Below are 24276 nucleotides of genomic sequence, written 5' to 3' on the forward strand. Positions count from 1 at the left end.
TTTTGGCCTATTTGAACCGCGAAGAGCGCCACGACACCCTTCTACAGGCGGCAATGCGTGTCGCCATCACCGAGGGGATGGCCGCAACCACGGTGCGCCGTGTTGCCAGTGAGGCGGGTGTGTCAGTCGGGCAGGTTCATCATCACTTCGCGTCAGTCTCGCGCCTGCGGGCCGATGCTTTTCTGCTGTTAGTGAAGCAGTCGTTAGCCGCTTTTGAGCAAAGTAGCCAAAATTTACCCGCAACTGAACGCGTGCTGCGAGCGCTGGGCTACCCACAAGATGAGATGTGCCAAAGAGAGACTCGGCTGTGGAATGAAGTTTCGATTCTGGCTGAGCGGGATGAGCTGATGAAAACAGCCTATGCCGCCTCGATGTCTGACTGGCACCGAGCCACACTCGATGTCATCAATGCCGGTATTGCCAGCGATGAGTTCCGCTCAGATATAAACCCCAGTGATGTTGCCTGGCGTTTGATTGGGCTGCTTTGTGGTTTAGATGGCCTGATCCAATTTACCGAATTAGGCTTTTCGGAAGCAGAAATCATGCGCCATCTGCAAGCAATGATGGCAACCGAGCTATTGAAGAGCCAATAATTGCCCCTCGGCCTCAACCTCATCTCCCACGGGCGGTTTTTGCCATTAATAACAGCTATAATCGCTATTTAATTATTATCCCCAGTCGAAGGGGATTATTGAGAAGATAAAATGACTCAACAATCAACTGTCGCCGATGTCATCTATTACAACGGCACAATCTACACGGCTGACACGGATAACCAAGTTTGCAGCGCCATCGCGATAGGTCAGGGCTATATTCTGGCGACTGGCGCTGATGACATTAAGCAGACATTTAGCGGCCCCCACACCCAACTTATCGATCTGGCAGGCAAATTTATGATGCCCGGCCTGATTGATAGCCATATGCACCCCTTCTGGGGCGGAAAACAGCTTATCGGCTGTAACCTCAATTATGCTGCGCTCAGTGTTGAGCAGACATTGGAGATTATCCAACGGCATCTCGATAGCGACCCCTTTAAAGGCGAAAATGACTGGCTGACGGTGCGCGCTTGGCAACGTCAGGCGATGACACCCGTGGGTGCAGATATGAGTCGTGCGGCACTGGATTCACTCAATACCCGCCGCCCCGTCGCCCTGTTCTCCAATGACTGCCATACCTTGGCAGCCAACAGCCGCGCACTGGCACTGCTGGGCATTGATGAAAATACCCCCGTGCCGCCCGATGGCAAAATTGCCCGCGACGCAAGCGGCAAACTGACCGGTATTTTGGAAGATGCACCCGCGATGCGCGCTTTCGACAGCATCCCCTCCGCGACGCCAGAAAAGAATGTGCAGATTGCCGCCCATGTGCAGCAAGTCCTGAATGCGCAGGGTGTGACCACCGTGATGGATACCCGTGTTTTTGCCGAGCAGTTACTGGCGTTTCGTCGGTTACATGAGCGTAATGAACTGACTCTACGGGTGCTGGGTGCCAAAGAGGTGACCCCCGATAGCCTGCAAGGGCCAGAGGACGCCGCGCGCGTGGTGCAGGAAGTGGTGGCGTTTGGTCGTGAATGGGGAAGCCGCGAATGGACTCCTGCACCGGGCTTTGCGGTAGACCACCTGAAACTCTTTATCGACGGGGTGCTACAGCCGCCAACCATGACGGCCGCCCTGCTGGAGCCATATCGTGCCAATCATGGCACCGAACAACACCCCGACTGGCAGGATACCGAGCACTACGGCGATCTCTACTTTACCGCACCAGTGGTCAATGCCGTGATTCTGGAGTGCGCCCGCGCGGGCCTGCATCCCCATACTCACACCGTGGGCGATGGGGCCATCGAGATGGTGCTGGATGCGGTAGAGCAGATGCGCGCGGCACTGCCGGGCAAAGATATTCGGCCGGGATTGGCGCACAACGAACTGGTTGCCGCCCATCAATATGACCGTTTTGCCAAACTCGGTGCCACGGCGGTGCTCTCCTTCCAGTGGGGCGGTTTGCCGGGTGTGCTGATTGATGAGGAGCGCGCCATGCTGGGTGAGGCCCGTTTCCAACATATGGAGCCAGCAGCCCGTTTTCTGGATGCCGGAGCGCGTATCGCTTATGGCAGTGATTGGCCTATTGATCGTCTGGATGAATGGTACAATCTGCAAGTGGGCATGACCCGTCGCGCATGGGATCTTGATGGCCATCCAGCAGGCCCGCGTCTGGATAATGACCGAGATCTGACCCTGATGGAGACTCTGCGCTCTGCCACTATTGATGCCGCTTATATGATTGCCAAAGAGCAATACATTGGCTCACTGGAAGCGGGTAAATTCGCGGATATCATTATTCTGAAAAATAACCTGTTTACGCAGTCGCCAGAGACGATTTACCAGACTGAAGTAGAGGCAACACTGGTGGGCGGTAAAGTCGTTTATCAGGCTACGGATTCAGCTCAATAAGCGCCAGTCAATCCCCTCCGGAATCACGGGCTTAGGTCAGTGATTCCGGTAAATCATTGCGGTTAACGACACGCCGCTATCAAGTCGGGTGGCGATGGACTTTCAAACCTGCCCCCCTTGTGTCAAAATCCGCTCCTTTATGTTTTACAGCTGCATAAAAATGCAGCTCAGCGGTGCTCGTTTACACCAGGAGATGATAGGGTAATGCCACAAAATATTCAGTTGCGCAGAGTGCTTAAAACCCCCGCGCTGGTCGCTTTCGGCCTTGCCTACATGGTTCCATTAGGCGTATTTACCACCTACGGACAGGTGACCGTACTCAGTCAGGGCCACTTGCCCATTGCTTATCTGGTGACGGTTGCCACTATTCTGTTTACCGCCCTCAGTTATTGCCGGATGACCAGCGCCATGCCGCTATCAGGTTCGGCCTACTCCTATGTGCAGCGCAGTTTTGGCGGGAAAACCGGGTTTCTGGTGGGTTGGGCGCAAATTCTGGATTATCTGTTCCTGCCAATTCTGAACTATTTGGTGTTAGGTATTTTCTTGCACGAGGCATTCCCGGCGATCCCCGCCCCAGTCTTTATCATTGCCTCGATCGTCACTGTCAGCCTGCTTAACATTCTCGGCGTGCGGCTGCTCACTTCGGTCAATTTCTCGCTGATCGCCGCACAGATGGTCTTTATCGTGCTATTTATCGCGCTCTCATTCAGTCAGGCCGATTTAAGCCCCGCAGCGCTGATGAAGCCGTTACTGGTGAATGCGGGTGATCTCTCCGGTTTGTTGTCCGGTGCGGCGGTGCTCTGTCTGGCATTTCTCGGTTTTGATGCCATCGCCACCATGGCGGAAGAGGCGCACGACGCCAAGCGCACTCTGCCGCGTGCGATTCTGTTTACCGTGATCAGCGCCGGAGCCATTTTCATTGCCGTCTCCTATGCCGCCCATTTGGCCTATCCGGATTGGCAGTCGCTGATTCCGCATCAGGATACTGCCAGCCTGATTATCTCAGAGCATGTCGGCGGCAAGTGGATGTATAACTTCTTTATGGCGACCTACCTGACGGGCGTGTATGCCTCGGCCATGACCGCGCAGACCAGTGTGTCGCGTATTTTCTATGCTATGGGCCGTGAAGGGGTGTTGCCACGTAAAGTGTTCTTCCATCTGCATCGCAAATTCCACACGCCATGGCGGGCTATTTTGTTCGTCGCAACTATTTCGCTGCTGGCACTGTTCCTTGATCTGAACCTCGTGGTGTCGATGATTAGTTTTGGTGCACTGGGTGCGTTCACCTTTGTTAACCTGAGCGTAATCAAGCACTTTCTGATCAATGAGAAGCGCCGTGGTGCATCAGCCCTGTTCAAGTACGGGCTGCTGCCGATGATGGGGTTTGTGATGTCAGTCTGGCTGTGGGTGCATTTAGAGCAGCGCGCACTGGAGGTGGGTTTGCTGTGGTTGCTGGCAGGCTTTATCTATCTGCTGTGGCTAACGCGCGGTTGGCGTAAATCCCCACCATCCGTCAATCCGGATGATATTTCGCATCTGCTGTAATCCGTCAATTCTGTCGTAAAAAGGGCCATTGATGTGGCCCTCAGACTGCTGACAAACCTCGACGACTCGATCTGAAACGGTGAGGACAGGTGGAAGAGTAAAGCGTCCGCGCCAAGGATGGCGCGGCTCGAGCCTCCAAGGATGGATTTACGGCGTCTTTACGATCCGCCTGTTCTCACCGCCGCTGGCACTTTGTCAATAACCTCAGGGCCACTGATGTGGCCCTGAGTATGATGAAAAAGGCTTGTGAGCCAAGGGGTTACCGCACCTAGGGGCACTTCGGCGGCTTACGCCGCTTACGACCCCAACGGCACGTTTCCCCCTTGGTTTAGCTTTGTGAGTGATAGACTTTAATAACCTCTACGCGCCCTACCGACCGCTTCACCCAGTTGCCACACCGCCATGGCGTAATGGGTGCTGTGGTTGTAACGGGTGATGGTGTAGAAGTTAGGTAAGCCGTACCAGTATTGATAGCCCGTGCCGATATCAAGGCGTAACAAGCTGGCTTCCTGATAATCACCCAGTGGCGCAGTGGGGCTTAGCCCGGCCGCAGATAAAGTTGAGAGCGGGTATTTGGTCTTAAAGCCATTGTCGAGATTGGCCGCCTGACCATTGGCAGGCACCGCGACGGCCGCCCCTTTCGTCCAGCCGTGAGATTTGAAGTAATTGGCAACACTACCAATCGCATCCACCGGATCCCACAAGTTGACATGCCCATTGCCATTAAAATCAACCGCATAGCTCTTAAATGACGATGGCATAAATTGACCGTAACCCATCGCACCCGCATAAGAGCCCCGCAAGCTGAGTGGATCATTGCCCTCAGCACGCGCCATCAGCAAGAAGGTTTCCAGCTCGCCAGAGAAGTACTCGGCTCGACGCGGGTAAGCAAAGGAGAGTGTCGCCAGCGCATCAATAATGCGAGTCTTGCCCATCACTCGGCCCCAGCGAGTTTCAACACCGATGATACCGACGATAATCTCAGGCGGCACGCCGTAGATTTCATAAGCGCGTTGCAGTGCCTCTTCATGCTGATTCCAGAAATTGACGCCGTTTTGCACATTATCCGGGGTGATAAATTGGCTGCGATAGCGGTTCCACGCCCCATTTGGCCCGGAAGGACGACCTGAAGTGGGCGCTTGCTTGTCCATCAGACGGATAACAAAATCCAATTTTTTAGTTTGTGCTAATACATCATGCAACTGTTCTCGCTCAAAACCGTGCTCGCGCACCATTTTGTCGACAAAACGGGCGGTATCGGCGTTGTAAGCAAAATCACCATCTTGCAGATGCCCCTGATGTTCCGGTTCAAGCAAAAAGCCGCTCTTTACCAAGCCATCCGATGGCGTGGCAGCGGCGAGAGGCGTCGGCTTGCTACTACAGGCAGAGAGCAATGTGAGTAAAGGGAGAAGAACAGCCAAGTAGCGCATCGAATATCCATGATCCATGCAAAAAAGTGATAGCTATGTTAAGTCATTGTCCGTGGCGAACAAACAGGAAAATGCAGTGGGGGTGGAATTTCAAAAAAACATATTAGATCTGTGTTTTATCAACATCTTAGCTTTGTTGATGACTCAGATAGTGATTCTCAAGGATATAATCCTGCCATAAAGGGCCGTGTTTGTTCCCATTAAGCAGGTAATTTAGTCAGTAAATCTTTTACCTTTTCCGCATCTTCCGGGTGAAGTTTAAGGTATTTCTCGCAGGCCAAACGAACATACTGATAGCAGATGTCTTCACTAACAATGACAGACTCTGCATCAGAAGGTGGATAGCCAATGGCAAATTCAACACCGTCAAAATGCTCACTTTCGTCATAACTATTCATGTCAGGAAAATGACAATAGGCACCATCGACATTTAATGTCCACTTTCTAGATAGTAGATCTATAGCATCCAGGAATTTACCATCCCCATACATCCTATCAAAATAGGACACAATGATTAGATCTAGCCCATCATCAATATCCTGTTGACTAAATAATTCCTTTTTCATAATTAACCTCAATTAGGATGAAAATTCCGTACTCTCCCAGTATCCTTATCCACATATATTCTGAAGCTAACGCCATCGACAGTTGCACTAGCTTGCCCGCTTTTACTCGCCATTGCATCTTTATAGCCTTTAGCTGCTGCTTGTTGTCCAAGCTCTAAAATTTTCTGATCAGTGAATACATTAGGGTCATAAATAGTTTTTGTTTCAACGGCAGGCTTATATCCTCCTGTAAGATTTCCGGCCCGGTCTTTGGTGGGTATTTGATATTTAACCTCTGTGATACCCTTGGCCCCGGTGGATGTTTCACTGAGAATTTTTACATCATATTGTTTTGCAGCCTCATAAAAAGCATCAGCATTATGCCCACCTGAAATGCCTGCCTTCTGCGTAAATCCGTCAACTGATGATAAGTGCTTTGGCTGATCGATTCTGAAGCTAATACCTTCAGGGGTACTGACCAAAGTAGTCCCTTGTGGCAGATTTTTTGCTACAGCTAAAAAGGCTTTCGCTGCTGTATATTGTATTAGTTTTGCTTCACTGGTTGGCACACCACTTGACACAATTTCTGCCGCTCTTTCGACGGTCATTGGCCCATTTGCTATCAAAGCAGTAACAGGCACTCCGAAGAATTCAGCCCAAGCAGTCAACAATCCCCGAATCGGGTCCTGACCCTCAGGGGTCTGCCCCAAAGAGTTCTTCACCAATGCCGCTGAAACTTCATCCGGTGAAGTCCCATTTCGCAGCATGGAAACACCAAGCGAGGTCTGCGACATTCCTATGTCTGCCATGCCTTTGCCAAAACTAAGGTTATTATCCTCAACCGCATTTTTCCCGGCCTGTGCCCCCGTAATCAGACCCGTGCTGCTGTCGGTACTTAACCCACCAAGAATACCGGCGGTTAAGGTGCCAATGGCACTGACAATTTTCTTATCTGCTTCGGACAAATCAGAGACTTTCTTACCCGGATGCACTTGGTCCATATAGATACGGGCAGCCAGCTCACCACCGCCCCCACCTAATGCCCCCGCAGTGGCTGAATTACCCTGCATTTGGGCGACAATACCACCCAATATCGCATGGGCTAATATATTGATGGTTTTATTAACCTTGTCGTCTTTATCCGTGGTGTATTTCTTTATTTGCCCCGCCAGATAAGGAGCAACGGCCGCACTGCTAATACTGCCAATATCAGCATTACCGGCTAAACCCGTTAATGCTGCGCTGACCGCCATACCGGCTGTCCAGAAACTGCTCCCAATACCAAATGATTCTTGCGCCGCTTTATAATCAGCAGAGGCATAGATCATTTCTTGCCGCTTCTCTCGCGTGGCGTTCTGATATTTAGGGTCTTTTTCCAGCTTTTCGGCGGCGGATCGCTCAGCTTGCTTCATGTTCCAACTGCTGACATCCCCCACCAACTGAGTCGCTAATTGGGTCACCCCTTGGGTAAATGCCATCTGATCTTTAACTTTAGATTCATCAAAGATCTTATCAATACGGCCATTGGCTGAATCTGTATCACGGCTGAGAGTCGTTACATCCTGCTGCTGCTCGCCCTGATTGCGGATCTCGATCTCCCCGCTGGCTACCGCACTGCGCGTTGTTCCGCTGGCACTGCCGTGGGCATTCGCCATCCCCAAGGTTGGCATCGGCGCATCCGTTGAATAACCAATACGGGTACTGGTCGCTTTATATTCCGCCTGATTATGAATATCCCCCCATCCCAAGGTCCCAGTTGATAGCAGGTTGTCCTGCGCTCCCGCCGTCGAGGCCAACACCCCCCCATTGAGTTGAGTATGGTTGCCAACATTCAGATCAAAACCTTTACTGCCAGCGAAGAAACCGCTTTGGTCACCCACACTGGCATATTTACTCTCTATTTTGGTTTTACCGAGGCTAAATGAAGCGGAACCGCCACCAGATGGACCAAAGGTGAAACTGAATCCAGCGCTAGCATCCTTTTGAATACTATTATAATTATCTGAATCTTGCAGGCTGCTGATCGTCAGGTCACGGCCTATTTCTGCCGTGATTTTATCCCCCAACACTTGGGCCCCGGATAGTACCGTATCGCGCCCACTGTTTATGGCTAGAGCCTCTTTGGCATTAATACGGGCATTGGCATAATCTGTAGTTTTACCGTCTGAGTTCCCTTTTGACATAAAACCATTGGCAGCAATACCAATCCCAGTCTCCTTGCCTAGTGAGAGATGCACCCCGGCATTCCAACCGCTACTGCTATCGCGACTGGTTTGCTCGGAGTTGTTACTGGCAGCGGCCAATAGCACATCATTTTTGGCTACCAAGGTCACTTTATTACCGGTAACGCCACTGCCGACCACACTGAGGTCGCCGCTTTGCTCATGATCACCGCTGGCAACCATGGTCAGATTATCACCCGCCGTTAGGCTGCTTCCCCGTGTCTGATTTTGCGCCAGTTCTGACGTCGATTTGCTATGGCTAGCTCCGACACTAAGCTGTAATTTAATACTGGCTCCCGGATCTGCGGCTGGCCCGCCCGGCTTGCTCGCCATCATATCCATAGTGCCATCCACCCCGACCCAAGCTTCCCGTGCAGCCTGAGCACCATAGAGCGCACTTAATTTGTCACTGCCTGCGTCACTGGCCTGTTTCAATTTGCTATTGATTGCCAGCAAAGCATCGGTAAATGGGCTGGAGAGTGAAAGTGTTAGCCCACTCTGTTTTTGCTCATAAATCTGCCGACGTTTCAGTACATCATTTCCGGGATCGACTTTAATCGTGCCAGCAATCACATTAAGATCTTTACCGGCAATAACATCTGAACCACTGATATGGGCCTGTGCGCCAGCCAGAATACTGACATTACCCGCCGTAGAGCCGACCGCGCTGGCACTTTCGCTCTGCTTGCTACCCTCTTGATTAATCTGCTGGCGGCTGGATTTACTGCCTAACGTCACCCCCAAACCGCCACCGCTGAACATACCACTGGTTTTTTTCTCGTTCAGGCGATAGCTGGATTGCTGCTCAGTGGCAGCGACAATATCGACATTGTTGTCCGCTTTGAGCACCACGGTCCCATCGCCCACAACTGAAGAACCTTTAACTATCAGATTGTTACCCGCACTCAGCGAGACATTATTTCCTACGAGAGCCGAGCTTTTTTCTGTGGTAGCAAAATCCTCTTCCACATTGTGAATGGTCGTCTTTGAGACCAGTTTTTTCTTGGTTTTCTTCTCTTCGAAGAAGTGATAGTCGCTCTCAGTGGCACTATTAACAGCAATGTCACGTCCCGCTTGTAAAGCTAGGTCACCTTTTGCACTGATACTGGCCGCATGTAAATTAATATCCTGTCCGGCATGAACTTGCGTGCCTTTACCGCTAGCTAATTCAGTGCCTTGCTGGCGAATGGCCTCATCAACGCGTTTATAATTTTTACCGTGACTTTCGTTATATTGGCGACTTTCCTGAGCATTAAGATTGATATCGCGACCGGCATTGAGCGCAAGCGTGTTCTCCGCAGTCACTGCTGCCGCCTGTGAGTTGATATCACGACCAGCACTGGCTGTTAAATCGCCCCCGCTACTCAGTGTGCTTCGGGTATATCCCGTCGTTTTATCTTCACTGTCAATATGCTGATTACGAGTGCTTTTCTCCTGAACCAGTAAGTTGACATCACGTTCAGCTTGCAATGTTGCATTGCCATCAGCACCTAAATGGCTGGCAGATAATGTGATATCCCGCCCAGCATGCGCAGTTAACGTGCCACCCGCACTGACATGACTACTTTGGCTCTCGTGCTGTTCATTCAGCTCGATATTTCTGTTCCGGCCAAGGGTTTGCTGCTGTGCAGAGTAGAGATCATTGGCAATAATATTGATGTCATGAGCTGCCTGTATGCCAATATCGCCCGCCGCAGTCACTTTGGCCCCTGTGATAGCAATATTATTTCCAGCCGCCAGCGTGAGTGCTTTACCCGCAGTAATGGCCGCTGTCTCACCCACCTCAGTCTGGGTCATTGATTGTGTTTTTATCCCAGACCAATAGCCCGGTTGCCGACTTTGGTCTGCTGACCACTGGCGGGTTTGTGTCTGATTGATTATGTCGCCGTTCTGGCTTGTTATTGCGACACGATCACCGGAAATGGATGAGCTGAGGTTACTGATATTATTCAAGGCGGTCAGATTCAGTGCACCCTCAGAGGTAAGCAACCCGCCTTTTTCATTGGTAATGGTGTCCTGACTGGCTATTGCCAGCAGTTCAACACCTTTAAGTACACCACTGTTGGTCACTGAACCCGCATTCAGCTCGACCTTATTCCCGCTGATCACACTGCCCTGTAAATGTGCCTGTTCAGCTTTCGCGAGATACAGTTTCGGCGCTAATACAGTCTGGCCGTTAACATTAATATTCTCCCACCAAACGATACTGTGACTCAATTGCGCAACCTGTTCCGGCGTTAGACTGACCCCCAATTTGAGATCCAGTTTTTTCTGCGATTGCGCTGCGTTATCGAGTAAATATTGCATCTGGGACAAGTCAGAGCCCACGCCATTGAGGTAACGCTGGCCAGTCTGGCTCAAGACCGCATTATTGATATAGCGAGTATCAAAAGCCGCATCCCCCAAGAATCGGTAATCATGTTCAGCATCAAGATTGATTTTCTTTAACAGATAATCAGAACCGAGGAAATTGTCCTGCTGAGTCCACTGTGGGTTTCGCTCAATAGCAACAGACGTTTGGGGCTGACGACCCAACATGGCCTGCAAACCGGAAAGCAATGTGCTATCAACGTTACCCAGCTTTTCCAATGTCGGATTAGTGCTGATCAGATAGCGGCTACCCGGCTCTGAATTAACAACAAACAGGCCGTTATTGCTATCAGGCAGCGGATAATCAGAGAGTTGAGCACGGGTTAATGGCTTACCATCAGTACCCAAACCAAAGGTTAATGCAGTGCCGCTTTGATTATAAAGGGCAACCAAATCACCATTATTGCTGTCTGGAGCAACTTGAGCTGCGCCTGAATTTGGCTTGGTGGCAAGTTCTGATGGCACCGTAGTGGCCGTTAGACTGGGCTGCGTCACCTGATGAACAATGCTGCCTATATTGGGTTTAACCGAAGTATTACTCAGATTTTGTGTGAAATTAGCCGAGACACTCCCTACAGCCTGTATCACCCCCTGATAAAGTTGCCCGTCATTGCTTATTTCGTAGGTCGGGCTGCCACTCAATTTAAATTCAAATAAGTTATATTCGGGGTTAGTGTCGCGAGTATTGGTATAAACCAGATACTGCGTTAACGTCCCACTTTGATAACTCTGATTATTGAGTGACTGCCCCTGTAATAGTGCATTCCTACCAGCTGACATTTGGCTGGCCTGATTGACCAACGTATTTGCTGAAATATTAATATCCCTGCCCGCCACGATCCGGCCAACATCATAAGGGCTATCTACGGTAACAATTGAACTGCTGGTCGAGAGTTTTTGCTTTCGAGCCGAAGGCACTAATCCGAGAAGGTTAACTGTTGATACATTTCCATGATGTCCACCGCCAGTCACTGTTTTGGAATAATGCGTGACTTCCCCCGGCTTAAAATAACCAGATGATATGAGAATATTGGTAGCACCCACATTGGCAATGCCGCCGCTATTCACTGCACCGGTTTTTTCTGTGACGCTAAAACCGTCACGCCGGTTGAGCAATGACGCAGTATTAAGCACCATATCTCCTTGCTGAGTCTCAATATTTCCGGAGCTATTAATAATTTCACGGTTAGAATTTCCAGCATTATCCCGCTGCATCCATAAATGATTGCCTGCCAGAATATCGCCACGGACGTTATAAATCGCATCAGCTAATAAGCGCATACTGCCACCTGCATACAGCAGACTGGTATTATTTACCGCGCCGATTGCCTGCAACAACAAATCACCGGCCGCACCGACAAAACCACGATTGTTAATATCACCGCGACTGGTGAGTGAAATTTGCCCCCCTGACTGTAGACTGCCGCTCTGCTCCTGATTAATGGCTGCGCCATTAAGTGCCAGACTACCGCTACCCGCCGCGAGTTGGCCGCTATTGGTTATCACCCCGCGACTGGTAATGCTGACATCATTCCCTTGCAAGTTACCGCGCTGGTTAAAATCACCATCAACCTGCAAGCTGAGTTGCTTACCCGCAGCCATGGCACCGCTAAAATCTAAAGCACCTTTGATTTCACCGGTCAAATCCCTCAGTGCGGTCCATTGACCATTTTGTTGCAGGTGAGATGTTGTGAAATGCAGATCCTGACCGCTGAGAATTTTGCCAGCGCTACTATTAGTCAGGTTCACCGCCTGTAACTCAAGATACGTTAAGCCAAGTAATGTGCCATTATTGGTGAGGTGCTGACTGGCTAATACCAACTCAGTCCCTTGCATGAGTCCATTATTAACCAGTTGCTCGCTATCAAGCTTAATGGTGTTATCAGACAATAATTGCCCACGAGCCTGATTAATTATCTCGTTATGACTATCAATGTGTAATGTTGATAATCCCGAAAGCGTACCCGTGTTATCCAACACCTCTCCCGTCAATGACAACGAGCCAGCTTGAATTAACCCGGCGTTATTCACACTATCGGAGTGAATCTCACCTACACCCTTCGTCAATAATTGGCTGCCGGTGCCACCTTGATACTGTTTCAGGCCGTTTAGTGTCACGGCTTGATTGCCCTGTAACAATCCGCTATTTATTACCTGTTCAGCAACGATGATAAATTCGCCGTCCGTCAGGAATTGGCCTAACTGTTGATTAGTCAATGACCCACTAAGATTGATATTTTGTGACCCGACACTCAACACCTTGCCATTATTGGTCAATTGCTGTGCTGTCGTATTAAGCGAACCACTCTCCCAATGTCCCTGATTATTAATCTCATCCGCAGTCACCGAGAGCAGACCATCACTTTTTAACTCACCTGAAGAAGTTCCTTGATAACCTTCATCCAGTTGTAGAGATAACTGCTGTTTCCCCACTAACTGGCCGCTATTACTAATATTTTTACCACTCAGTGCCAATTCGGCCCCAAGGATTCGCCCCTGATTACTCAACTGATTAAATGATAAATCCATATCGCCAGCGGAAACCAATACGCCGCGATTATCAATAGTGTGACCCAGCCGTAATTGGGCATGTTCTTGCGCAACAACATTACCGTGGTTATGCCAATTGTCCCCTTTCACATCGAGGATCTGGCTTTGCAGGTCACCACTAATATCCATCTCAGCAGCACGCAGGGTTAATGCACGCCCACTATTCATTGTGCCTCGAGTGCTTTGCACTAAACTATCCGCAGTCAGCAAGAGACTCTTATCACCCTGAAGTTGGCCTTGGTTATTAAGCCGATGTACCGCGATATTGATGTCAGCAGCCAATATCTGACCCTGATTATCTAGCCCCAAGCCTTCGAAATGCATCTGATTTGCAGCCAGCAGTTGCCCATGATTAGTTAAACTCTGACCACTAAAGATCAGGTCATTACCTGCCACCATTTGCCCGGCCCACTCACTATCACCGGCAAGATTAAACGTGATGTTTTTCTGGCTGCCTACCGATGCTGTTTTGCTCCCCCGCAAACTTTGACCCGTGATAGATAAATCATTATTGGCCGCTAATTGCCCTGCTAGCTCAAGGTGTTGACCACTCAGTTTGAGTTGTCGTGCAGTCAGACTACTCTCCTTATCCTGCACGATATCCCCTGAACTCACCACGCTCACTGCTGCGGCAGCAACATGACTTTGCTGTAACGCTAACTCACTTCCCTGAAGAGATACGGTTCCTTTCTCACCGATATTTCCGGCTGAATCTACGCCAGCATTAAGTTGACTCTCTTTCGAGGTGATTTTGCCGCCTGCCTTGACGGCTAGCGTATCCCCTGCCAGCAATGTGGCATTGTCCAACCGGCTCTCACCATGGCTATTAAGCGTAATATTGCCTTGCGCTCGCTGATGACCTTGCAGATGAAGTTGGTCGGCTGAGGCAATAATATCCCCATGAGCCACCGCATTATTGACTGTCAGTTTGCCCTTGCTGTCCAATTGGATATCACCCTGACGGGCATTCAGGTTGCCGAGGTTAACGCCAACACCTTTCTCACTGGATACCAACCGAATGCGGTTGGCATACATGCCACCCAGTGCACCAGTATCAATCGACACTTGTGGCACGTCACCTTGACCTTGCCGCTCGCTGACATGACCTGCACTATCCACTCGGTTGCTGCCCGCAATCACAGTGAGATCTTGCGCGTGTATTTGTGCATTAATTTCATTGGCACGACTAATCAGCGACAGTGCGCTACTCTGGCTGGCATCCAGCCCTTTCCCCTGAATCGAAATTGCCCCCTGTGTCACGTCCAACGACTGTAATTTGCCATTGGTATCCATCATCGGTTTACCCGTGGTCAGCGTCACATTGGGAGTATTGATAAAACCACAGCCATCGCAGGTAATACCATAGGGGTTAGCGACCATCACGGCCGCTGCTTTTCCGCCCACCTCAAGGTAGCCATTTAATTGTGATCGGTTGGCCGAAACCACTTCGTTAATAATGGCTCCCGCCGCTTTGCCGTTGAGATTGGCGTTACTCTGAATCAGGCCACCCAGTTGGGTTTGAGTTAAGCGGTCCGTCGCATTATTGAGAATGACCCCCTCGCTACCCACATTGAACTGGTTATAAACATTATGAGAAACCCCCGCGCTATTGGGTGGAGCAATATTCACCACCGGCACCCCATTCCCCGCCTTATCCAGTGCAGTACTTCCTTGGGCAACATCAATTCCCGCAGCCATCACAGGCATAATCGGCTGGATAGCAACCAGATAAATCAGGGCATAGCTGATCAGTTTCTGGCGAAGATAAATGGGGATCATTCTGCGGTTCCTTTGCGTTAATGAATTAAATCACGATACCGATGCGGTAATAGAACGTCATATTGTCTGGCTTCAACCAACTGGGATAACTCAGCGGTTTACCGATACTCAATTGGCTGGAGAAGTAGCGGCCATTGTTAGCCACACCCATTGCCGCGCCCCATAACGAACCTTCTGCATGTTCATCCTGTTTATCGTGTTCCAGCCAGCCACCGTCTATTGCTGCGGTGAGTGACAAGTTGCCCAGTAAAGGTAATTGCAGTACCTGCCAATTCACTTCATTCCGCCAATACCCCCCATTGTTGCCAGACAGGTATTGCTCTTTAAAACCACGAACCGAACTTTCTCCCCCCACAGTCAACTGTTCACTGCCATACAGGCGATCATGTGAATGTTGCCCATACAGGCTGGTGAGATAGCTCACAGAAGAGGTCAAAGGAGAGTAATAACTGGCAGAAAGTGCCCATTTGTTGAATTCGGCATGTGGCGCATCAGCCTCTTTGAGGGCATCATTTTCAGCACCAAACCACGGCGTACCACGACTGAATGAGGGATTGAATGTGGCTAACCCACCGAGCAATTTCTGACTGTGATTGATGCCAATCATGCCGCTACTCAGGCTGCGACTACTGCTTTGTAATCGCACCCCATCAAGGTAGTTCTGGCTGACTCGATGGGTAATACCCAACGACAATGCCGTTTTCATATCAGCGTTGCGAAATACCACGCGAGATAGCGTCCCTCGGTGTATCCGGCTATCGCCGGTAGAACGCCAACTGTAATTTCGATCCGGAATGACGTTGAGGTAATCACTCCAAGCATAACTATAATCAATGTTCCAATAGCCAAATGGCACGCCGACCCCTGCTTGTAAGCTGCGCGCATTATGGCTATTAGAAAACTCACTACTATGGCTACCGGCAATAAACCACTGATCAGCTAGACCCAAGGGATTATCAGCATTTATTGATGCGGTAAGCTGAGATATCCCCGTACTTTTCTGACCGCTATTATCGCTACCCACTGAAAACGTCAGTGGAAATGCTGGCTGAGAGGTCAAATTCACGATGGAATAGCCCGGCTTACTGCCCGGTAAAATTTCGATTTGGACTTGCCGGGTTCGTAGCCGATTAATTTGCTCCATACCCTGTTCAATATCACGCAGATTCAGCACCTTCCCTTTGAGATGTGGGAAAGCCATTACCAACATTGATGCGCCTTGATGGTCAAGCTGAATATCTTCCAGCTTTCCTTCAAGAATACGAATATTTAATTTTCCATCGGACAAATCCTGTTCGATAAGAAATGCACGGCTGGTGATATATCCCCGCCCGATATAGTCATTGCTGACATCTGCCAACAATTTATTGATTTTGGCCAGTGTCAGACATTTGCCAATATAAGGAGAATTGAGGTGCTGCTGCGCCGTGGATGATAAAAGTGTGCTATCAAGATACTCAATACGTGAAATCACAAAACAAGGTTGTGGTTGCGACAATAAAGGGGTTTGCGGCACCGCTAAATCTGGTTGCGTAATTTGTAGGTCATCACGTTGTTGGCGCGCCCGCTCTAGCAGTTGTTGCTGTTCGAGTTGAATAATATTACGTTCAGCTGGGCTAGGAGCTGCATGAGAATAACCACAGACCAATGCCATCAAACAGCAGAGAATTCTCTCCATGCGGATTACTATCAAATAAAAACTATTTACTAGGCTAAGTAATTTTTTTCCACTCATCGCTATCCATTGGCACATAACCAACATCCTGTTATTAAAACTATCAATCAGCTAAAGACTTAAAGAACAAAGTCTGCGAGAGAGATATTGTCATGACATGTAATATTGAGAGGGAGTATCGGCAATAATTAAATTAACTTGAGATATTAATTAAAATAATTACTGAGAATGAAAGGAAAACATTAATAAATAACGCCATGACTATCTTTTTATATTAACTGTTAAAAACAACTCACAAATGATATAGGGAAGTTAAACTTCAGGGCTTATCCACATAAAAAATAGTGTTGAAAATGAAACATTTTGTAGCATATATTGCGAATGATTTTCACTATCATTGCTAATTTCTTTCTATACAATCGTCCTGAATTGCCGTTATCAGACAATCTCGTTTTCTTCTCTGACCTTTTAAAAGGATGTCGCTATGAAGTTACGTTTTCCCTCTCTCGGCCCTATCGCTCTACTCTCTTCTTCAATACTGGCCTCCTCAATGGCGCTGGCGTTTTCCGCTCATGCCGCATCAAATGATGAAGGCATCGTGATTTATAACGCACAGCACGAAAACTTGGTGAAATCTTGGGTTGATGGCTTTACCAAAGAGACTGGCATCAAAGTGACCCTGCGTAATGGTGGAGACAGCGAATTAGGTAATCAGTTGGTTCAGGAAGGTAGTGCATCACCGGCAGACGTTTTTCTGACCGAGAACTCGCCCGCCATGGTGCTGGTCGATAACGCCAAACTGTTCGCGCCACTGGATGCAGCAACCCAAGCTCAGGTCGCCAAAGAGTACCGCCCAGATCATGGTCGCTGGACTGGCATTGCGGCACGCAGCACCGTATTTGTCTATAACCCGGAAAAAATCAGCGAAGCGCAACTGCCTAAATCCATTATGGATCTGGCGAAGCCTGAGTGGAAAGGCCGCTGGGCCGCCTCCCCCTCCGGTGCAGACTTCCAAGCCATTGTCAGTGCCATGCTGGAGTTAAAAGGCGAAAAAGCCACGTTAGAGTGGTTAAAAGCCATGAAAACCAACTTTACCGCCTATAAAGGCAATAGCACCGTGATGAAAGCAGTGAATGCGGGGCAAATCGATGGCGGGGTTATCTATCACTATTACCGCTTTGTTGATCAGGCAAAAACCGGTGAGAACAGCGGCAAAACGAAGCTGCATTACTTCAAAAATGAAGATCCAGGTGCGTTTGTCAGTATCTCTGGCGGCGGCGTGTTAGCCTCCAGTAAGCACCCGAAAGAAGCGCAGGAATTCGTTAAATGGATCACCAGCCATTCGGGGCAGGATATCTTGCGCACCAACGACGCATTTGAATATGCCGTTGGCGTCGATGCGGCTTCAAACCCTAAATTGGTACCGCTGAAAGATCTGCAAGCACCGAAAGTTGAACCATCCAAACTGAACAGCAAAAAAGTGGTTGAGTTGATGACAGAAGCGGGTCTGCTGTAATAGGGTAACCTACTGAATTTTTAGCCCGCCGCGTCTCTCACCCGGCGGGCGTTTAACATGCCGAGCGCCTTAACGAATATGGCCAATATAAGTCCCGATAATGTGTTACCGGTTTCGCTGAATAAAGCAGCACCACGGCACTCTAGCCGCCGTCCCGGTTTTGGGATCGTCACTATCGCGATTCTGCTTTCGCTGATTTCCCTGCTGCCTCTGGGGTTTGTTATTGGTATTGCCATTGATACCGGCTGGTCAACCGTCAAAGCACTGGTTTTTCGCCCACGAGTGGGTGAATTACTGATTAACACCGCACTACTGGTGGTTATCACCTTACCGATTTGCGCCATTATTGGCGTTGCACTGGCATGGTTGACCGAACGGACCACCCTACCCGGTCGGCGGATCTGGTCACTGCTGGCCATTGCCCCGTTGGCCGTACCCGCGTTTGTGCAAAGCTATGCATGGATCAGTTTAGTTCCCGCCATGCACGGGCTAGCCGCCGGGGTTTTTATCTCTGTCATCGCCTATTTCCCCTTTATCTATCTGCCCGCATCAGCGGTATTACGCCGTCTTGATCCCGGCCTTGAAGATGCCGCCGCCTCACTGGGCAGCCCCCCACGGCGATCTTTTTTCGCGTGGTGCTACCCCAGCTAAAATTAGCTATTTGGGGCGGTTCAATACTGATTGCGCTGCATTTATTGGCGGAGTATGGGCTGTATGCCATGATCCGTTTCGATACCTTTACCACCGCCATTTTTGACCAATTCCAATCCACTTTTAATGGCCCGGCAGCCAATATGCTGGCTGGTGTGCTGGCGTTATGTTGCTTGGGGTTGCTGTTAATCGAAGCCACCAGCCGTGGCTATAACCGCTACGCCCGAGTCGGCTCCGGTAGCGCGAGAAGCCAAACCGCTTACACAATGGGCACGGCCCTCACCCTGCTGTGTCTGCTGTTGCCACTGGCACTCACCGCCCTCTCGCTGGGTGTCCCCTTTATCACCCTCGCCCGCTGGCTCTCTATCGGGGGCATTGATGTGTGGCTGAACCCTGAATTGCTCCCTGCCTTGAAACAAACCTTGGCATTAGCCCTGAGTGGTGCGGTGATCATCACCCTGTGTGCTATCCCGATGGCATGGTTATCAGTGCGCTATCCGGGGCGTTTGCACCGAGTCATGGAGGGCTGTAATTATGTCACCAGCTCACTGCCCGGTATTGTGGTTGCGCTGGCACTGGTCACCATCACTATCCGTATTGCCCGTCCGTTGTATCAAACCGAATTCACTATTTTGCTGGCCTATTTGTTGATGTTTACACCGCGCGCTTTAATCAGTCTGCGAGCCGGTATTGCTCAAGCGCCCGTTGAGTTAGAAAATGTGGCGCGCAGCTTGGGTAAAACGCCGACTCAGGCGATTTGGAGCACCACCCTGCGCCTCGCAGCACCGGGCGCGGCGGCTGGGGCGGCATTGGTGTTCCTCGCCATCTCCAATGAGTTGACTGCTACCCTATTACTGGCCCCCAATGGCACCCGCACACTGGCGACAGGTTTCTGGGCATTGACCAGCGAAATCGATTATGTTGCAGCATCACCCTACGCACTGCTGATGGTGGCGCTCTCGCTGCCGCTCACTTGGCTACTTTATTCTCAATCTCAACGCACGGCAGGATTATGAGCACGCTTGAACTTCAGCAAATCGGGAAGTCTTATCAATCGGTTACCGTGTTAGATCACATTGATTTACAGGTTGCAGCGGGCAGCCGCACCGCCATTGTCGGCCCTTCAGGCTCCGGCAAAACCACACTACTGCGCATCATTGCTGGTTTTGAAACGCCCGACCACGGCAGCGTGATCCTGCAAGGCAATCCGGTATTCGATAGCACCACTCAACTCCCTGCACATAAAAGAGGCATTGGTTTTGTGCCGCAGGATGGTGCCCTGTTCCCGCACTTCACTGTGGCGGGCAACATTGGTTATGGGCTAAAAGGCACAAAGCAGGAAAAAGCGCATCGGATTGATGAGTTGATGGAGATGGTGGCACTAGACCGGAGATTATCCCAACTTTGGCCCCATGAGATTTCCGGAGGGCAACAACAGCGGGTGGCCCTCGCCAGAGCACTCGCACAGCGCCCAGTGCTGATGTTGCTGGATGAACCCTTTTCCGCACTGGATACCGCGTTGCGCGCCTCAACTCGCAAAGCGGTCGCCGAACTATTGGCACAGGCGAATATTGCCTCGATTTTAGTGACCCATGATCAAACTGAAGCGCTGTCGTTTGCGGATCAGGTCGCAGTCATGCGCGCAGGAAAACTGGCCCATGTTGGCCCACCGCAAGAGCTTTACCTACGGCCGATTGATGAGCCGACCGCGACTTTCCTTGGCGAAACCGTGATCCTCTCTGCCAATATCGCCAGCGGATGGGCAGATTGTGCATTGGGTCGAGTCAAGGTTGATGACGCGAAACGCCAAGGTCTGACGCGAATTATGTTACGCCCGGAGCAAATTACCCTGACCCCATTGCCCGCCGACCATCACTACCCGACTCACTGCTTGGCGAAAATCATCAATATCGATTTTGCCGGTTTTATCTCAACACTCACGCTATTTATTGTCAGTAGCGAAGAGAGCATCGAAATTAAAACCATCAGCCGAGAAGGTATTAGCGTCGGCTTAATGGTGGATCTGACAATAGTGGGTCAAGCGCATTTGTTTGCTGAGTAAAAGTGCAGTCTCACCTGCTGACGGAATATATTCAGTCAGCAGGTTGCAATGAATGCCGCAACTGGCGGTATTCCAGTAACGTCAGCACAATCACCACCGCATCCAGAAGGGTGATCAGGATTAACAGTGGCGAGTGGGTAAAGGTATAGCGATAGAGTTGATAAACAATAAATAGGCTAAAAATCACGATAGCCATTGGATAATAGCCCAACCTCTTGCGCCATAATCCAATAATGATCCACAGCTTAATCACGCCATGCGCCACCAGATAAAAAGCGGCGAAATGCAAACTGCTGATGGAGAGGCTTTGCGCGGCATGCAATAAATAATTCGCCACCACATCCCCTCGCTGCTCGATAAACTCAACTTGCGTAATACGATGCAGCAAATTAAGTAAAAAATGCGGGGTGATAAAATAGGTTAAAATACCGGTGACAATCTCCAAGGTTGCCAGTATCGCTTTTAGCAGCAGACTGACTTCAAAAACCGCATGGATATTCTTCTCGCCAAACAGATTGTTGCGGTCAAATCTGTTGTTTTTATCAGATCGAACGCTTTGATCAGATAGATTTTTTACCTTTGCCATCGCGCTAACTCCTTGCGTAGTCACAGCTGAAACGACACCTACCAAGAATAGAATAATAGCTTAAAAGGCGCTCGTTAAAGCGTCGATTGCAAAAATTGTCTGGTCAATATGACCCGATAAGACAAAAATATATTAAGACTTTTCTCGACACTGTTAAGAGAAATTAAATATTTCTATTTATTAATTCAAATGAAGTATATTTCCTTCAGTTGAGAGTGATTCTTTATTAGATTAAAAAGAGTCTGTAATTACATTAATTTTATGTATAAATAATAGTTAACATCTCGCAGTAAATAATTAATAACCTTCGGCATGATCACATAAATCACCTCTGCAACTTCGTTATCCTGCCTTAATTGATTTATATCATATGAAAGTAACAAATTATTTCCTAAGGTGGGACATCACTGTTTTATTCTGATTTTTTTATTTTCGTCAAGATAATGTCTTCCTCATAGGTAATGTCGATGAATAACAATAAAAGACTCCCCACCGGCTCACTGAGTCGCCGTGAATTTATTCAAACATCCGCCGCAGTGACCGGGGCTGCGGCCATTGCGGGTTCAATCACCCTGCCTTTTTCAGCTCAGGCCGCGCCAACACTGGCTGCAACGGCAACTGAAGAGAGCATCAAATACAGCGCTTGTCTGGTTAACTGCGGTAGCCGTTGCCCATTGAAAGTCCATGTCAAAAATGGCGAAATTATTAAAATTGCTAATGAAGCGATTTATGATGATTCCACCTTTGGTGAACATCAAATTCGCCCCTGCTTACGTGGCCGTTCAGTCAGATGGAAAACTTATAATCCAGATCGGGTAAAATATCCGATGCTGCGGATCGGTAAACGCGGTGAAGGTAAATTCAAACGTATTAGTTGGGATGAAGCCACCACTATTGTGGCTGACAAGCTGAAAACAACGATTGCCCAATATGGTAATGAGGCCATTTATTACCAATATGGTTCCGGTTCTACCGGCGCTAATTTGCAGGGGCGTAACGCCTGTAAAAGAATGCTGAGTTTACTTGGCGGTTTTCTGGATCAACACGGCACCTACTCCACCGCTCAAATAAATACGGTGATGCCTTATATCTATGGTAATGCCGACGAAACCTTGCTGGATGAAATTAAAAACTCCGATTTAGTGGTCATGTTTGGTCATAATCTGGCAGAAACGCGAATGTCAGGTGGCGGCCAATATATTGAGACCGTTCATGCGCTGGGAAAAAGTAAAGCCAAAGTCATTATTATCGATCCACGGATGACAGACAGCGTGACCACCCTTAATGCCGAGTGGATACCCATATTTCCCGGCACCGATGCCGCGTTGGTCGCCGCATTGGGATATGTATTGATCAAAGAAAACCTGACCGATGAGAATTTCTTGAAAGAATACTGTGTGGGCTGGGATGCCACGACATTACCTGACTCGGCTCCCGCCAATGGCTCTTATAAAGATTATATTTTAGGTCAGGGTGCCGACGGGGTAGAAAAAACGCCGGAATGGGCCAGCGAAATAACCGGCATTGCCCCAGTGCGCATTATCCAGTTGGCCCGAGAGCTAGGAAATGCCCGCGCAGCTTGGGTTTCGCAAGGTTGGGGCATCCAGCGCAGTGCCAATGGTGAACAAGCCGCCCGCGCTATTATGATGTTGCCACTGATGACCGGAAATATTGGTCGGGCAGGCACCAATACCGGAGCTTGGGGCGGGAACGTAAAATATCCTGTGCCCGGATTTAGTATTGCGAACCCGGTCAAGACCGCTATCCCCTGCTTTATGTGGACGGATGCTATTTTCCGTGGCACCGAAATGACGGCAAAAAATGCCCATGTAAAGAATAAAGATAAACTTGATACCAATATTAAGTTTATGTGGAACTACGCCAGTAATGTTATTGGGAACCAGCACTCGGACCTGAATAAAACCCACACTATTTTGCAAGATGAATCACTGTGCGAGTTTATTTTGGTGTGGGAAAACCACATGACCAGTTCGGCTAAATATGCCGATCTACTCTTACCGGATGTCACCTCAGTTGAATCCAATGACCTGATCGACAACTCCTACGCCAGTGGCGCTTATCACTATGTGACGCGGCTGCAAAATGCTATCGAGCCACTATGGGAGTGCCGCCCATCCTATGATGTGTTAGCTGAGATCGCCACTAAATTGGGGATTGGCGAGGCCTTTACCGAGGGCCATACCCAGCAAGAGTGGATTGAGATTAGCTATAACAAAATGCGCGAGAAAAATCCGGCACTGCCGCCTTTCGAGCAGACCAACGACATGGGTATTATTGACCGAATTTATGCTGATAGCAGCCAATATATCGCGTTAAAAGGGTTTCGTGATGACCCACTGAATAACCCACTGAAAACCCCCTCGGGCAAAATTGAGATCTACTCAGAAGCACTGGCAACACTGGGAGAAGAGTGGCAATTGACGCCGGGTGATCGCATTACCGCCGTAGCGGAGTATTGCCCGACATTTGAGGGCGTCAGTGATGTCGAAACCCTGAAAACCTACCCGCTACAGATGACCGGCTTCCACGTCAAAGGCCATACCCACTCATCCTATTACAACGTCGCCATGCTGCGGGAAGCGGTGCCGCATCAGTTTTGGATGAACCCTATTGATGCGCAGGCACGGGGCTTACAACAAGGCGAAATGGTGGAGATTTTTAACAGCCGTGGCCGTATCCGCATTGCGGTCAAAATCACCGAGAGGGTCTTGCCGGGGGTCATTAGTGTGCCACAGGGAGCATGGCGTAATCTCAATAAGGAGGGTATCGACGTGGGCGGTTGTATCAATACATTAACCACACTGCGGCCTTCGCCACTGGCGAAAGGCAACCCACAACATACCAACCTCGTTGAAGTCAAACGCGCATAAGGAGTTG

The 24276-nt window shown here is 49.5% G+C and carries 11 protein-coding genes and 1 pseudogene; 7 read left to right on the forward strand and 5 right to left on the reverse strand.

What is annotated here, in order from left to right:
• Positions 1-2 precede the first annotated feature (2 nt).
• From HRD69_RS18890 to HRD69_RS18900, 3 genes are all read left to right on the forward strand, one after another.
• A complete protein-coding gene (locus tag HRD69_RS18890; RefSeq protein ID WP_072099447.1) occupies positions 3-593 on the forward strand; it encodes a TetR family transcriptional regulator in 591 nt (196 codons plus the stop codon).
• Positions 594-704: 111 nt separating this feature from the next.
• Positions 705-2447, forward strand: coding sequence for an amidohydrolase (locus tag HRD69_RS18895; protein ID WP_004874661.1), 1743 nt, complete (start codon positions 705-707; stop codon positions 2445-2447).
• A gap of 204 nt (positions 2448-2651) precedes the next feature.
• Positions 2652-3992: an APC family permease gene (locus HRD69_RS18900; protein ID WP_004874660.1), complete on the forward strand. Its 1341-nt coding sequence runs from the start codon at positions 2652-2654 to the stop codon at positions 3990-3992.
• A 350-nt stretch (positions 3993-4342) separates the two neighbouring features.
• Here the strand turns inward: HRD69_RS18900 and mltB are convergent, their stop codons facing one another.
• The 4 genes from mltB to HRD69_RS18920 form a co-directional block, all read right to left on the reverse strand.
• Positions 4343-5422, reverse strand: a complete 1080-nt coding sequence (gene mltB, locus HRD69_RS18905) for a lytic murein transglycosylase B (protein WP_004876814.1) — start codon at positions 5420-5422, stop codon at positions 4343-4345.
• A gap of 200 nt (positions 5423-5622) precedes the next feature.
• On the reverse strand, positions 5623-5988 hold the full coding sequence (cdiI, locus tag HRD69_RS18910; RefSeq protein ID WP_049611435.1) for a ribonuclease toxin immunity protein CdiI: 366 nt from the start codon (positions 5986-5988) through the stop codon (positions 5623-5625).
• 8 nt (positions 5989-5996) lie between these two features.
• Positions 5997-14888 carry a contact-dependent inhibition toxin CdiA gene (gene cdiA, locus HRD69_RS18915; RefSeq protein ID WP_004876812.1) on the reverse strand — a complete coding sequence of 2964 codons (8892 nt, stop codon included), beginning with the start codon at positions 14886-14888 and terminating at the stop codon, positions 5997-5999.
• Between the two features lie 25 nt (positions 14889-14913).
• Positions 14914-16566, reverse strand: coding sequence for a ShlB/FhaC/HecB family hemolysin secretion/activation protein (locus tag HRD69_RS18920; protein ID WP_004876811.1), 1653 nt, complete (start codon positions 16564-16566; stop codon positions 14914-14916).
• 481 nt (positions 16567-17047) lie between these two features.
• Between HRD69_RS18920 and HRD69_RS18925 the strand changes: the two genes are divergently transcribed.
• The 3 genes and pseudogenes from HRD69_RS18925 (at position 17048) to HRD69_RS18935 (ending at position 20792) form a co-directional block, all read left to right on the forward strand.
• On the forward strand, positions 17048-18079 hold the full coding sequence (locus tag HRD69_RS18925) for an iron ABC transporter substrate-binding protein (RefSeq protein ID WP_004876810.1): 1032 nt from the start codon (positions 17048-17050) through the stop codon (positions 18077-18079).
• Positions 18080-18157: 78 nt separating this feature from the next.
• Positions 18158-19746, forward strand: a pseudogene (locus HRD69_RS18930) (ABC transporter permease).
• On the forward strand, positions 19743-20792 hold the full coding sequence (locus tag HRD69_RS18935) for an ABC transporter ATP-binding protein (protein ID WP_032815248.1): 1050 nt from the start codon (positions 19743-19745) through the stop codon (positions 20790-20792). The pseudogene HRD69_RS18930 and the gene HRD69_RS18935 overlap by 4 nt, the downstream one beginning before the upstream one ends.
• Positions 20793-20823: 31 nt before the next feature.
• Here the strand turns inward: HRD69_RS18935 and HRD69_RS18940 are convergent, their stop codons facing one another.
• Complete coding sequence (locus tag HRD69_RS18940; protein ID WP_004876807.1) at positions 20824-21378, reverse strand: DUF2127 domain-containing protein; 555 nt, start codon at positions 21376-21378, stop codon at positions 20824-20826.
• Positions 21379-21845: 467 nt separating this feature from the next.
• Between HRD69_RS18940 and HRD69_RS18945 the strand changes: the two genes are divergently transcribed.
• Positions 21846-24269 (forward strand): DmsA/YnfE/YnfF family dimethyl sulfoxide reductase, encoded by a 2424-nt coding sequence (locus tag HRD69_RS18945; RefSeq protein ID WP_145569401.1) that lies wholly within the window; start codon positions 21846-21848, stop codon positions 24267-24269.
• Positions 24270-24276: the final 7 nt, after the last annotated feature.

This window comes from Yersinia mollaretii ATCC 43969, from assembly GCF_013282725.1.
GTDB classification, from domain to species: Bacteria; Pseudomonadota; Gammaproteobacteria; order Enterobacterales; family Enterobacteriaceae; genus Yersinia; species Yersinia mollaretii.